We start from the raw sequence: 12,305 nt of genomic DNA, 5'->3' as shown, positions 1-12,305 counted from the left end.
GCGCGCATCGCGGGCAGCGCCGCCCGCACCAGCGCGGCGGGCCCGAACAGGTGCAGATCCATCAGCTCACGCAACTGCGCGTCGCCGACCTCCTCCACCGCGCCCACCACGGCCCGGCCCGCGTTGTTGACCAGCACATCGAGCTGCCCGAAACGGACAAGAGCGGCACGCACGAGCTCCCCGGCCGCGCTGGCGTCCCGGGCGTCGAACTTCGCGATCAGGCAGCTGTCGGGGTAGGCGGCCGCCAGGTCGGCCACGCTCTCGGGCCGGCGCACCGCCGCCACCACGCGGTCGCCCGCCGCGAGCGCCGCCTCCGCCAGCGCGCGTCCGAAACCCCGGGACGCGCCGGTGATGATCCAGGTCTTTGTCGTCATGCCGGCGACGCTACGGCTTCGAGCGTACTCGAACGCAAACCGGCTACTTGGGGTCGCGCGACCGGAAAGCCATGACGTAGAAAACCGTGCTCGTCACTAAGGACTCAAGCATGTGACCCGCTCTCCACAACGCGCCGCTCCGTGGCGTCGATGTAGTCGCGGAGGGACTGGCGGGAGCGGGCGAGCATGTCGATGTGCTCGTCCAGGCCGTTCAGGCGGGCCCGCAAGGTGTCCAGGAGCTCGGGGCAGGGCTCCAGGTCGGGGGCAGCGCCGGTGGCACAGGGGAGCAGGTACGCGATCTCCTGGGTCGACAGCCCGGCTTCGAGCAGCCTGCGGATCTGGGTGACGGTCAGGACGGCGTCGTCGCCGTACTCGCGGTAGCCGTTGGTGCCGCGCTCGGGTTCGAGCAGGCCCTGGGCCTCGTAGTAACGCAGCTGATGCGTGTGGACTCCGGTCTGCCGGCTCAACTCCCCGATCAGCACGCTCGTTCCCCCTTGACCTTCATATCGGTATGAACGTTGAGGATTCTGCCATGAGCACCAACAACGCCAACCACACTCCCGTGACGGTCATCGGCCTCGGGCTGATGGGCCAGGCGCTGGCCGGAGCGTTCCTGCACGCGGGGCATCCCACGACCGTGTGGAACCGTACGGCGGCCAGGGCCGACCAGCTGGTGGCCCAGGGCGCCAAGCTCGCCGGCTCGGTCGGCGAGGCTGTCGCGGCCGGGCCGCTCGTGGTCGTCTGCGTCACGGACTACGACGCCGTGCACGGGCTGCTCGACCCGCTGGGCGCCGTTCTCGACGGCCGGGTCCTGGTCAACCTGGGTTCGGGCACGTCGCAGGGCGCCCGTGAGACCGCCGAGTGGGCGGCCCGGCAGGGCGGCGCCTACCTCGACGGCGCGATCATGGCCGTCCCCGCGGAGATCGGGGCGGACGCCGTCATCACCTACAGCGGGCCGCGGTCGGCCTTCGAGCTGTACGAACCCGCCCTGAGGAGCCTCGGTTCGGGAACGACGTACCTCGGCGACGACCACACCCTGTCGGCGCTGCACGAGATGGCCGTGCTGAGCCTGATGTGGAACATCCTGAACGGGTTCCTGCAGGGCGCCGCCCTGCTCGGCGCGGCGGGGGTGCGAGCCGGAGCGTACGCCCCGCTCGCCGGCAAGGGGATCGAGATCGTGAACGGCTGGCTGGCGGACTACGCGGAGCAGGTCGACACGGGCGCGTACCCGGCCCTGGACTCCACCATCGACACCCACCTGGCCGCGATGGACCACCTCATCCACGAAAGCGAGTCCCTCGGCGTCAGTGCCGAGCTTCCGAGGTTCATCAAGGCCCTGACCGACCGGGCCGTGGCCGACGGGCGCGGCGGCGACGGCTACGCGGCGATGGTCGAGCAGTTCCGCAAGCCGTCATGACCGCCACACCGTTCGACCCGCGCACGCTGCTCGCGGAAAGCCGGCTGGGCGTCCTCGCGACGATCAAGTCGGACGGCCGCCCGCAGCTCTCCCCGGTCATGCCCTTCTACGACCGGAGGGCCGAGGTCGTCTACGTCTCGATGACCGAGGGGCGGGCCAAGACGGCGAACCTGCGCCGGGACCCGCGGGCCGCGCTGGAGGTCACCAGCCCCGACGGCTGGTCATGGGCCACCGCCGAGGGCACGGTGACGCTCACGGGGCCGGGCTCCGACCCCCACGGTCCCGAGGTCGAGGCGCTGGTGGACTACTACCGCCGCGCCGCGGGGGAGCATCCGGACTGGGAGGAGTACCGGTCGGTGATGGTGTCCGACCGCAGGGTGCTCATGACGATGAGGGTCGAGAACGTGTACGGCGAAAGAGTCCGCTGACCGGCGGGCGTTTCGCCTTTTCCATGACCTCCCACGTAATCGCCACGGTACAGGTGCCGGCGGCATTGTCTATCTCGCAAGCGGCCACCACACCAGGAGAGCGACATGACCGCCGTCAAGGCACCCGAGTCCGCCGTCCCCCGGACGGCGGACCCCGGCCAGGGGACTTTGCTGGTCCTCCTGTCCGGCCTCTTCATCACCACCCTCGACTTCTTCATCGTCAACGTGGCGATCCCCGCCATCCAGCGGGACCTGCACGCCACGCCTTCGCAGATCCAGTTCGTGGTGGCGGGGTTCGGCGTCGCGCTGGCCGCCGGGCTGATCACCGCCGGCCGGCTGGGGGACCTGTACGGGCGGCGCCGGATGTTCGCCGTCGGCCTGGCCGGCTTCACGGTGGCGTCGGCGCTCTGCGGGGCGGCGCCCACGGCCGGGATCCTGATCGGCGCCAGGATCGGCCAGGGCCTCGGCGCGGCGCTGCTGATGCCGCAGGTCCTGGCCATCATCAACACCACCTTCACCGGTGAGCACCGGGCCAAGGCGTTCAACGCCTACGGCGTCACGATGGGCTTCGGCGGCGTGTTCGGGCAACTCATCGGCGGCGTGCTGATCAACGCGGACCTGGCCGGGCTGGGCTGGCGCACCATCTTCCTGATCAACGTGCCGGTTGGCGCGCTCGCCATCGCCCTGGTCCCGCGCCTGGTGCCCGAATCCCGCCTTCCGGGCGGCCCGAAGCTGGACCTGGCCGGTACGGCGCTGGTCTCGCTCGGCCTGGTCGCCATCGTCTACCCCCTCGTTCAGGGCCGCGAGCAGGGCTGGCCCGCGTGGACCTGGCTGTGCCTGGCGGCGGCGGTCGCCCTGCTGGCCTCGTTCGCGCTGCACCAGCGGCGGGTCGCCGCCCCGCTGGTGGACCCCGGGCTGTTCCGGCACCGCTCGTTCTCCGCGGGCACCGTGGTCAGCCTGCTGCACTCGATGACGATGGGCTCGTTCTTCCTGATCCTGGCGCTCTACCTCCAGCAGGGCCGCGAACTGGACGCGCTGGGATCGGGGCTCATCTTCCTTCCGCTGGGCCTCGGCTACTTCGCGTCCTCGACGCGGGCCGTCCGGCTCGCGGCCAGGCTCGGCCGCCAGGTCGTCGCGCTCGGGGCGCTGACCATGGCCCTCGGGTACGGCCTCCTCGCCCTGACCGCCACCGCCCAGGGCGAGCACGGTCCCATCGCCTGGATCATCCCCGGGCTCGTGGTCGCCGGCGCCGGAATGGGGCTGGTCATGGCCCCGCTGCCCGCACTCGTCCTGAACGGCGTGGACCCCAGGCACGCGGCCGCCGCCTCCGGCGTGCTGAGCACCGCGCAGCAGGCGGGCGGCGCGATCGGCGTGGCCGTGGTCGGCGTGGTCTTCTACGGCGCTCTGGGCGGCTACCCGCATGCCTTCGCCATGGGCCTGCTCCTCCTCATCGCGCTGGACGTGGCGGTCGCCGCCCTGGTCCAGGCCCTGCCCCGGCTGCGTGCCCGCACCGAAGAGGCAGAATGAGCCGGTGACCAGTCCCATCGAGGTGCCCCTGCTCGTCCTGATCCCGTTGCGCCCGGAGCACGCCGACGAGATGGCCGTCGTGCTGTCCGACCCGGACCTGCACACGTTCACCGGCGGCGCCCCGCTCACCGCGCCGGAGCTGCGCGCCCGCTACGAGCGGCTGGTCGCCGGGCCGCCCGGCTGGCGCAACTGGGTGATCCGGTCGCGGGAGGAAGAGCGGCTGGTCGGGTACGTGCAGGCCACGATCGACGGCCGGACCGCCGAGATCGCCTGGGTGATCGGCACACCCTGGCAGGGCCGCGGCCTGGCCACCGCGTCCGCCCGGGCCCTGGTCGACCAGCTCGTACGGGATGGGATCGACACGATCGTGGCGCACATCCACCCCGACCACGCCGCCTCGGCCGCCGTCGCCACGGCGGCCGGCCTGCGTCCCACCGACCGGTGGCACGAGGGGGAGGTCCGCTGGGAACGTACCGTCTGATCCGTAAAGATCCCCTACCCTTGGGGGAACTTGATCTCAAAGGTCTGACGTCGGGGTGTTGAATCGTGGTCACGCACGAAGAGATGGTCGAGGCTTTCGGTGACGAGGGCCTGCTGCTGATGGACGTCGAGCAGTGCCGCGAGAAGGGGCTCTCGGAGGAGGACGTCCGGATCCTGTCCGAGGTCGGGCTGCCGGTGCGCGCGGACCAGGCGTTCACCACCTTCATCGCGGACGAACCGCGGGTGGGCTCCCTCGTCGTGTTCAGGACGCCGGGCGGGGACCTCAACGTCCTCACGCTCGGCGGCACGTCGGGGGACACGGGCATGCGCTACTTCCTCGACATCCGCAGCGGCGTCGTCGGCCTGCTCTCGATGGACGAGACACCGCAGGCGGAGAAGATCAACAGCTCTCTCGCGAACTTCGTCGAGTTCCTCTACCGGCTCAGGCTGCGCCAGCAGGCGTTGAACGGCGAGTCCCCGGAGGCCGGCAAGGACTACACGGAGAAGCTGTGGCTCTCCCTCAAGGAGCTGGACCCGGACGCCTTCGGCGAGGCCGAGGCCTGGTGGTCGATGGTGATGGACACCCTGATGAGCCGGAACCTCATCTCCGAGACCCGCGCGTTCCTCGAACAGCGCCGCGCCGAGGTCTCCGACACCGTGTCCAAGCTGATCGAGTTCGAGGAGGCCGTCGCGCCGCGCGGCACGCAGCGCGAGGGCTTCGACCGGGCGCTCAGCCGGTTGGAGCACGAGGGCTGGCAGATCGTCGACGCCGAGCGCTTCGCGTCCGACACCGCGACCAGCGGCCTGCTGAGCCCGTGCGCCGACCACTTCACCCCGGACGGGACGCTGGCCGACGACGTGCCGCTCGCGTGGCGGGGCGGGCTGCCCTCCAACATCCAGGCGGCGTTCGCCCGTGAGGGTCTCGTGGTCTCCGTTCCCGGGCAGGCGGGTCAGGAAGACGACTACGACGCGCTGCTGGAGATGGACGACGACGAGCTGGCCAAGCACAGCGACGCCCTGATGGACTCGATCATCGCCTCGGTCCACGGCCTGAACAAGCCGGAGGAAGGGGTCGTGACCTGTCTGGCCGCCGACCGGTCGTCCGACCTGTGCCGGATCTCGGCGGCCTTCGACCGGCTGGCCGCGCACGGCTACCTCGCCGAGCCCGACCTCTGGCCGACCGCCTCCGGCGCCTGGCAGCAGGTCCACGAGGCGGCCTCCGCTGCCGGGCAGCCGCCCAGGGCCGTCTTCTGGACGACGCAGTCGCACACGGCGAGCTTCGACGCGTACGGCGATCTGGTGGACGAGCTCGTCCTGCAGTGGACCGGCGATCGCGACCTGATCGCGCAGGCGCTGGCCGGCACCGGGCTCGAGGTGGAGGTTCCCGAGCACGAGAGCACCGCGTTCCTCCTGCGCCCGGCCTCGGAGGGGCATTTCGAAGTTTCTTGATGTGAGCCGTCGCGCGCTGCGGGGCTCTGTACCGTGCTGCCGGTGAAGATCCAGAAGATGGGAACGCGGCCGTGGCTGGCCGCCGGGGCGGCGATGATCACGGTGCTCGCGGGGGTGGCCGGCCCGGCTCGGGCGGGGGAGGACTACGGGCAGTACTCCCGGTTCGCCGACCGCAGCGCCGGACAGTACTGGTCCGACGGGCAGGCGGCCGGGCAGTGGACCTGGAAGCCCCTGTCGTCCACGACCTCGGAGATCAGCTGGGGCGATCCGAAGAAGTGGCCGCCGGACTACGCGGAGAAGTTCGTGCGTGACGGCGACTGGCTGACGCTGGACGGGTGGCGGGGGAACGGCACGTACTACACCGTCAGGGTGACCAAGGAGCAGATCGGCGACGCCAAGTGCGGCGACCTGCGTACGTTCGCCACGTCGGGCCCGCAGCACTACGTGAAGTGGGACATCCCCTCGCAGGGCTACTGCCTCAAGGCGTGGGGGACCATCACCGAGAAGTCGTCGGGCAAGGTCATCGACTTCGGCCACACCCAGATCTGGTCGCCGCCCGCGCCCTGCTCGAACCAGTACCTGAGCGGTAAGACCTGCATCAAGCAGTGGGAATCCTGGTGGGACAACAAGGACGCCCCGGGCAAGCCGATCACCAGGAAGCTGGACCGCGACCAGTACATCGCCCGCGGCCTTGGCATGGCGTTCAAGATCCAGCAGTATTTCCCGAAGGACTGGAAGTCGGAGGCACGTTCCTACTGGACCTGGTGATCCATGATCGTATGGCTGAACGGGACGTTCGGCGCGGGTAAGACGAGCACCGCGAGGGAGCTCGTCCCGCTCGTTCCCGGTGCTCGCTGTTTCGATCCCGAGCAGGTCGGCTTCATGCTGCGGACCGTCTCCGACCTCCCGAGCGTCGGTGACTTCCAGCACTGGACACCGTGGCGGGGCCTCGTCGTGGAGACCGCGGCGCGGCTGCTCGACTACGTGGGCGGGGCGCTCGTGATGCCGCAGACCGTCCTGGTCGAGGAGTACTGGCGGGAGATCAGCGCCGGCCTGCGGGAGGCCGGCATCCCCGTGCACCACTTCGTGCTCCACACCGACCAGGAGACCCTGACCCGCCGGATCGAGGCCGCCGACGACGTGTCGGCCCGGAAATGGCGGCTGGAGCACCTGCCGGCGTACGCGGACGCCTTCCCCTGGCTCAGCCGCGAAAGCCAGGTCGTCGACACGACCGAGCAGCCGCCCGCCGAGGTGGCCAGGAGCATCGCGAACCGGCTCGGCTGAAGGAGTTCATCCACAGGTGTGTGCCCAGGCCGGTGGACAGCCGGGCGGAGGTGGTCGCGGGCTGTGGTATTGCGACGCCAAGCCCTGATTCTCCAGCATTCTGGCCCTTCCGGAGCGTTCGGGGCGGGTGCTTCCGCCGCCCCTGGTGAGGGCCCGTACGGGCCTGGTTATCCACAGGAGGATCCAGTTATCCACAACCGGCGGCCCTCGCGGACGAACAGCAGGGCGAAGGCGGGAAGGGCCGCCAGAGCGCTCATCAGGATCACCGCCCCCGCCAGGTTGCCCGCCACCAGCAGCGGGGTGACCACGGCGGCCCCGACGGGCGGGGTCGCCTGCATCATCGTGCGGAAGACACTGAAGACCCGGCCGCGCTGGGACGGCGGGATGCGCTCCATGCGCAGCGACTGCGCCCAGACGGTCATGGGGGCGCTGAACATGCCGATGACCAGGAAGCCCGCGGCCACCGGGATCCAGTCGGGCGACCCCAGCGCCGCCAGGAACCCTGCCGCCGCCACCAGTTCCACCACGGCGATCGCGACCAGCCTGTCGATCCGCGGCCGCCAGGCCCCGGCCACGAACCCGCCCAGGAGCTCACCGGCCGACAGGGCGGCCATGAGGAGCGAGAGGGCGGCGCCGTCGCCCGGAAGCTGCTCCTTGGCCAGCCACGGGGCGACCACCATGGTCATCGCGCCTTCGGCGATGTTGAAGGCCATGAAGGCGAGCGTGGTGCCGACGAGGACTCTGTCGCGGAAGACCGTCACGCGTTCGGCCTGGGGTGCCGGCTTCGCGTGCGGGCGCAGGGGGCGGCGGATCAGGGCCACGGCCACGGCGAAGCAGGCGTAGGTGGCGGCGTCCAGGGCCAGGAGGTTCGCCGGGCCGAGGGTGCTCAGGAGCGGGGCGGCCAGGGTGAAGCCGATGATGCCGGAGAGGGAGTAGCTCACGGATTCGAGCGCGTTGGCGGCGTCGCGTTCTCGCGGGGCGACCAGGTCGGGGATGGCGGCCGGGACCGCCGCCATGGGGACCATCTTCAGCAGGCCGTAGAGGGCGGCGACGAGGAAGGGGAGCCAGGCCGGCACGGTCGCGACCGCCGCCGCGAAGGGGATGGATCCGACGGCGACACCGCGCAGCACGCTGTCGGCGATCAGCGCTGCCCGCTTGTCGAACCGATCGAGCAACGGCCCCGCGACCAGGCCGCCGACCACGACGGGAGCGGTGTAACAGACGGCCAGGAAGCCCAGCTTCGCCGTTCCGCCGGGCTGGGCCAGGACGAGCCAGGACAGGGCCACGAACGTCATGCTGTCGCCCACCACCGAGACGGACGCGCCGAGCCAGAGGCTGCGGAAGTCACGCCTGTTCTTGAGGAGGGACAAATAGGTCGACACGAAGGTTCCTCAGGGGGTGTGGGTGCGTGGCGCGCTCAGGTGCTGCATCGCGTACGAGCGCCAGGGCCGCCAGCGGTGCGCGTCCCCGGCCGTCAGCCCGAGGCGGTGCAGTCCCTCCTGCACGGCCGGGTCGGAGGGGAGGAAGACGTCGGGGTCGCCGAAGGCTCGCATGCGGATCCGTGCCACGGCCTCCACGTCCATGCCCGGCAGGGCCAGGAGCTCGCGTTCGGCCTGGTCGCGATCGGCTTCGGGACCGAGGTGGAGGGTCCCGGCGGTCAACGCGCGGGCCAGGGCGGTGACCGGGGCGGGCGCGTCGGAGGTCGCCAGGGCCTCCATGCGGGGGAAGGCATGAGTGACGCCGGCCGCTGGATGGGGGAGTCGGGTGCCGTAGGTGCGGACCAGGCGGGCGAGCCGGGATCGGCCGGTGGGAGTCTCCTCGTTCAGGATCGCGCGGATCGCCATCTCGGCCGCGTCCACCTGGCCGGGCACGCGCCTGCCGGGAGTCCGCGCCACCACGGCGGCGAGGCGCGGGTCGCGGGTCAGGTGGTCGGAGATGTCGCGAGGGTCGGCGTCCAGGTCCAGGAGGTGGCGGCAGCGCCGTACCGCTGCCGCCAGATCCTTCAGGTTCTCCAGGTGGAGCTCGCAGGAGACGTACGTGCGCGCGGGGCGGAGCGTGACGAGACCGAGGCCGTGCGGGAGGGTCAGCGAGCGGCGGTAGCAGCGGGCGGTGACGTCCTCCAGGCCGGGGATCGCGCGGGTGGCGAGGTAGGAGAACAGGGCCGGCAGGTCCAGGGGCGGGCGGTAGGTGAGGCGTAGCCGTATCGCGCCTGGTGGGCGGCGGGCGGAGGGAGTGCCCCGCAGGGCGGTGGGGGTCGTGCCGTAGACCTTGCGTACGGTGTCGTTGAACTGGCGGATCGAGGAGAAGCCGGCGGTGAACGCTATCTCGCTCGCGGGCAGGTCCGTGGTCTCCAGGAGCGTTCTGGCGGTGGCCGCGCGCTGGGCCCGGGCCAGGGCCTGCGGGCCCGCGCCCAGGTCGGCGGTGAGCTGGCGGTGCAGCTGGCGCTCGCTGTAGCCGAGCCGGGAAGCCAGGCCGGCGACGCCTTCGCGGTCCACGAGGCCGTCGGCGATGAGCCGCATGGCGCGGCCCACCACGTCCGCCCGGACGTTCCACTCGGGGGAGCCGGGGACGGTGTCCGGGCGGCAGCGCTTGCAGGAGCGGAAGCCCGCCTCCAGGGCGGCCGCGGAGGAGGGGTAGAAACGGACGTTCTCGCGCTTGGGAAGGGCGGCCGGACAGCTCGGGCGGCAGAAGACGCCGGTGGTCACGACGGCGACGAAGAACCGGCCGTCGAATCGGCCGTCGCGGCTTCTGAGCACGGAATACGCGTCTTCGTCGGTGAGCACGCGGACCACTCTTCCGCTTCCGCCGCCGCGCCCACTAGTGGAAATCGGACATCAAGCAGCTCAGCCCAGGTCGCGGTCGCGGAGGCGGATCAGAGCGGTGGCGACGAGCAGCGCGGTCAGCGCGAGGATCACCGTCGCCGGTGCCGCGGTGAACGGCTCGCCCGACACCGTGTTGGGCGTGTAGTGGAACGGCTCCACGCGGCTCCAGCCCCACAACCCCATCAGCGGTCCGCCCAGGTCGCCCACCACGGTCACCGCGCCCCAGACCGTCCACGAGAACGCGACCGACACCCGCGGCAGCACCCCCACGGCGAAGGCGGCGAACGCTCCGACGAGCCAGGCGGCCGGTACGTGTTCCAGCGCCGCAGCCAGGACCCGGCCCACCGCCGGATCCCCCATGACCAGCGAATAGATCAGCCCCGTGACGAACCCGCCGAGGGCCAGCAGCGCCAGCGTGCCGAGCGCGGCCACGGCCAGGTGCGCCGCCGCCCAGCGCAGCCGGCTCACCGCGGTGGACAGCAGGGCCTCGGCGTGGCCGGAGGACTCCTCGTGGTGCAGCCGGAGCGTGGCGAGCACCGGGTAGAGCGCGACCGTGTACGCCAGCAGGAGCACGATGATCCACAGGTACGCGTCCACCGGATCCCCCGACGGCCCCCCGTACCGGTGCAGGAAGGCGTCGAGGACCCAGCCGGGCTGGTCCGCGAGGCGGGGCGCGACGCCGCTGAGACCGGCGAAGAGCGCGGCGGCGGCCGCCACGCCCGCGGCCCACTTGGCCAGCAGGCCGCGCTGGAGGCGCCAGGCCAGGCTGAACGGCCCCTTCAGGTACGGCCCCGCGGCCGGCCCAGGACGTACGGGGAGCAGGCCGGCGTCCAGGTCGCGACGGGCGGACAGCGCGTACGCGAGCGCCAGCAGGACCCCGGTCGCCACCAGCGACACGAGCAGCGGCCACCACCGGTCGGCCGCGTAGGCCCGCACCAGGTGGCTCCAGCCGAGCGGCGAGCTCCATGTCAGCCAGGTCGTGCCCGAGGCGTCGCCGAGGTAGCGCAGCACGTAGGAGAGGCCGAGCGCGAGCAGTCCGAGCGTGGTGGCGGTGCGCGCGGTCTGTGCGAGCTGGGAGGCCACCGCGCCGATCGCGGCGAAGACCCACCCCGCCGCCGTGATCGCGGCCCCGTACGCGAGCGACCCGGCCGCCTCCATGCCGATCGCGACGAGGACGCCCGCGGTGAGCGCCCCGGCGGCCAGAGCGGCGACGGCCGCGGTGACGAGGGCCGCGGTGAGCGGCGCGGCCCTGCCGATCACGCCGGACAACATCAGCTCCTGCCGCCCGGACTCCTCCTCCGCCCTGGTGTGCCTGATCACGATGGTCAGGGCCATCCAGGCGGTGAGCAGGAAGAGCAGGCCGCCGCTGCGCCAGGCCGCCATCGCGCCGACCGAGGGTTCGGCGACGGGGCCGCCGAGGCCGAGGAAGATCGGGTTTTCGGAGATCACCCGCGCGTACACGCGCAGCGCCTCCTGGGTGGTGAAGTAGCCGTCGATGTAGGAGACCAGGCCCGCGCCGAGCATGACGACGACGAGGATCCAGACGGCCGAGCGGAGGCGTTCGCGGCGGGCGGCCAACCCGAGGAGCACGGTCATCGCGCGGCCCCCTGGTAGTGGCGCAGGAACAGGTCCTCCAGGCTCGGCGGGCTGCAGGTCAGGCCGCGTACGCCGATCGCGGACAGCCGGGCGAGCAGCCCGTCGAGCGCGTCGGAGTCGGCCTGGCACGTGAGGCGGCCGTTCTCGACCAGCACGTCGTGCACGCCGGGCAGGTCGCACAACAGGCCGGGGGAGCCCGCCAGGTCGGCGGTGATCGAGGTGCGGGTGAGGTGGCGCAGGCCGGAAAGGGTGCCCGACTCCACGGCTCGGCCCGCGCGGATGATCGTGACCCGGTCGCAGAGGGCCTCGACCTCGGACAGGAGGTGGCTGGACAGCAGGACCGTGCGCCCCGCCCGCTGCTCCTCGATCACGCTGGTACGGAAGGCGGCCTCCATCAGCGGGTCGAGCCCCGCGGTCGGCTCGTCGAGGATCAGCAGCTCGGCCCGGGAGGAGAAGGCGGCGACCAGCGCCACCTTCTGGCGGTTCCCCTTGGAGTAGGCGCGGGTCCTCTTGCGCGGGTCCAGCTCGAACCTGTCCATCAGCTCGGCGCGGCGCCGCTGGTCGAGCCCGCCCCTCGCCCGGCCGAGCAGGTCGATCACCTCGCCTCCGGTGAGCGCGGGCCACAGGGTCACGTCGCCCGGTACGTACGCCAGGCGCCGGTGCAGTTCGGTGGCCTGCCGCCACGGGTCGCCGCCGAGCAGCCTGACCGTGCCGGAGGTGGCCCTGACGAGGCCGAGGAGGATACGGATGGTCGTGGACTTTCCTGCGCCGTTCGGGCCGAGGAAGCCGTGCACCTCGCCGGCGTGTACGGACAGGTCGAGCCCGTCGAGCGCGCGGGTCGCGCCGTACGACTTCGTCAGTGCGGTGACCGAGATCAAGTCGTCCATGGGATTTCCTTGTGAGAAGGCATGGCGGGACGGCGGCGTGG

Annotated in this window: 13 protein-coding genes; 7 read left to right on the top strand and 6 right to left on the bottom strand. The window is 71.8% G+C overall.

What is annotated here, in order from left to right:
• Together ACWDRB_RS65020 and ACWDRB_RS65015 are read right to left on the bottom strand one after the other, a co-directional pair.
• On the bottom strand, positions 1–374 hold a 374-nt coding region (locus tag ACWDRB_RS65020; protein ID WP_449912116.1), incomplete at its 3' end, for an SDR family NAD(P)-dependent oxidoreductase.
• 104 nt (positions 375–478) lie between these two features.
• Positions 479–856 (bottom strand): MerR family transcriptional regulator, encoded by a 378-nt coding sequence (locus ACWDRB_RS65015; RefSeq protein WP_449912114.1) that lies wholly within the window; start codon positions 854–856, stop codon positions 479–481.
• Between the two features lie 50 nt (positions 857–906).
• Between ACWDRB_RS65015 and ACWDRB_RS65010 the strand changes: the two genes are divergently transcribed.
• From ACWDRB_RS65010 to ACWDRB_RS64980, 7 genes are all read left to right on the top strand, one after another.
• Complete coding sequence (locus tag ACWDRB_RS65010) at positions 907–1,791, top strand: NAD(P)-dependent oxidoreductase (protein WP_449912113.1); 885 nt, start codon at positions 907–909, stop codon at positions 1,789–1,791.
• Complete coding sequence (locus tag ACWDRB_RS65005; protein ID WP_355212807.1) at positions 1,788–2,219, top strand: PPOX class F420-dependent oxidoreductase; 432 nt, start codon at positions 1,788–1,790, stop codon at positions 2,217–2,219. Before ACWDRB_RS65010 ends, ACWDRB_RS65005 begins: the two co-directional genes overlap by 4 nt.
• A gap of 105 nt (positions 2,220–2,324) precedes the next feature.
• Positions 2,325–3,746, top strand: coding sequence for an MFS transporter (locus tag ACWDRB_RS65000; RefSeq protein ID WP_449912112.1), 1,422 nt, complete (start codon positions 2,325–2,327; stop codon positions 3,744–3,746).
• Between the two features lie 4 nt (positions 3,747–3,750).
• Entirely contained in the window at positions 3,751–4,227 is a 477-nt protein-coding gene (locus ACWDRB_RS64995; RefSeq protein ID WP_449912110.1) for a GNAT family N-acetyltransferase, read from the top strand.
• Between the two features lie 65 nt (positions 4,228–4,292).
• Complete coding sequence (locus ACWDRB_RS64990; protein ID WP_449912109.1) at positions 4,293–5,675, top strand: SUKH-4 family immunity protein; 1,383 nt, start codon at positions 4,293–4,295, stop codon at positions 5,673–5,675.
• 42 nt (positions 5,676–5,717) lie between these two features.
• The gene (locus ACWDRB_RS64985; protein WP_449912108.1) at positions 5,718–6,443 is read left to right on the top strand and encodes a hypothetical protein; all 726 of its coding nucleotides are present in this window, start codon (positions 5,718–5,720) and stop codon (positions 6,441–6,443) included.
• Between the two features lie 3 nt (positions 6,444–6,446).
• Entirely contained in the window at positions 6,447–6,959 is a 513-nt protein-coding gene (locus ACWDRB_RS64980) for an ATP-binding protein (RefSeq protein WP_449912106.1), read from the top strand.
• Between the two features lie 167 nt (positions 6,960–7,126).
• Here the strand turns inward: ACWDRB_RS64980 and ACWDRB_RS64975 are convergent, their stop codons facing one another.
• From ACWDRB_RS64975 to ACWDRB_RS64960, 4 genes are read right to left on the bottom strand one after another with little or no spacing between them, the layout of a single operon-like run.
• Positions 7,127–8,341 (bottom strand): MFS transporter, encoded by a 1,215-nt coding sequence (locus ACWDRB_RS64975; protein ID WP_449912104.1) that lies wholly within the window; start codon positions 8,339–8,341, stop codon positions 7,127–7,129.
• Between the two features lie 9 nt (positions 8,342–8,350).
• Complete coding sequence (locus ACWDRB_RS64970; RefSeq protein WP_449912102.1) at positions 8,351–9,742, bottom strand: DNA-3-methyladenine glycosylase 2 family protein; 1,392 nt, start codon at positions 9,740–9,742, stop codon at positions 8,351–8,353.
• Positions 9,743–9,802: 60 nt separating this feature from the next.
• Positions 9,803–11,377, bottom strand: a complete 1,575-nt coding sequence (locus ACWDRB_RS64965; RefSeq protein ID WP_449912100.1) for an ABC transporter permease — start codon at positions 11,375–11,377, stop codon at positions 9,803–9,805.
• Complete coding sequence (locus ACWDRB_RS64960; protein WP_449912098.1) at positions 11,374–12,264, bottom strand: ATP-binding cassette domain-containing protein; 891 nt, start codon at positions 12,262–12,264, stop codon at positions 11,374–11,376. Before ACWDRB_RS64960 ends, ACWDRB_RS64965 begins: the two co-directional genes overlap by 4 nt.
• Between the last annotated feature and the right edge of the window lie 41 nt (positions 12,265–12,305).

The sequence above is a fragment of the Nonomuraea sp. NPDC003707 genome (assembly GCF_053587055.1).
Note: the sequence above shows the minus strand (reverse complement) of the source record. Positions and strands in the feature narration are given on the sequence as shown.

What these genes read in the sequence shown, in the direction of transcription:
- ACWDRB_RS64980 (WP_449912106.1), top strand. Translation starts at nt 6,447, where the DNA reads ATGATCGTATGGCTGAACGGGACGTTCGGCGCGGGTAAGACGAGCACC.
- ACWDRB_RS64960 (WP_449912098.1), bottom strand. Translation starts at nt 12,264, where the DNA reads ATGGACGACTTGATCTCGGTCACCGCACTGACGAAGTCGTACGGCGCG.
- ACWDRB_RS65010 (WP_449912113.1), top strand. Translation starts at nt 907, where the DNA reads ATGAGCACCAACAACGCCAACCACACTCCCGTGACGGTCATCGGCCTC.
- ACWDRB_RS64965 (WP_449912100.1), bottom strand. Translation starts at nt 11,377, where the DNA reads ATGACCGTGCTCCTCGGGTTGGCCGCCCGCCGCGAACGCCTCCGCTCG.
- ACWDRB_RS65000 (WP_449912112.1), top strand. Translation starts at nt 2,325, where the DNA reads ATGACCGCCGTCAAGGCACCCGAGTCCGCCGTCCCCCGGACGGCGGAC.
- ACWDRB_RS65005 (WP_355212807.1), top strand. Translation starts at nt 1,788, where the DNA reads ATGACCGCCACACCGTTCGACCCGCGCACGCTGCTCGCGGAAAGCCGG.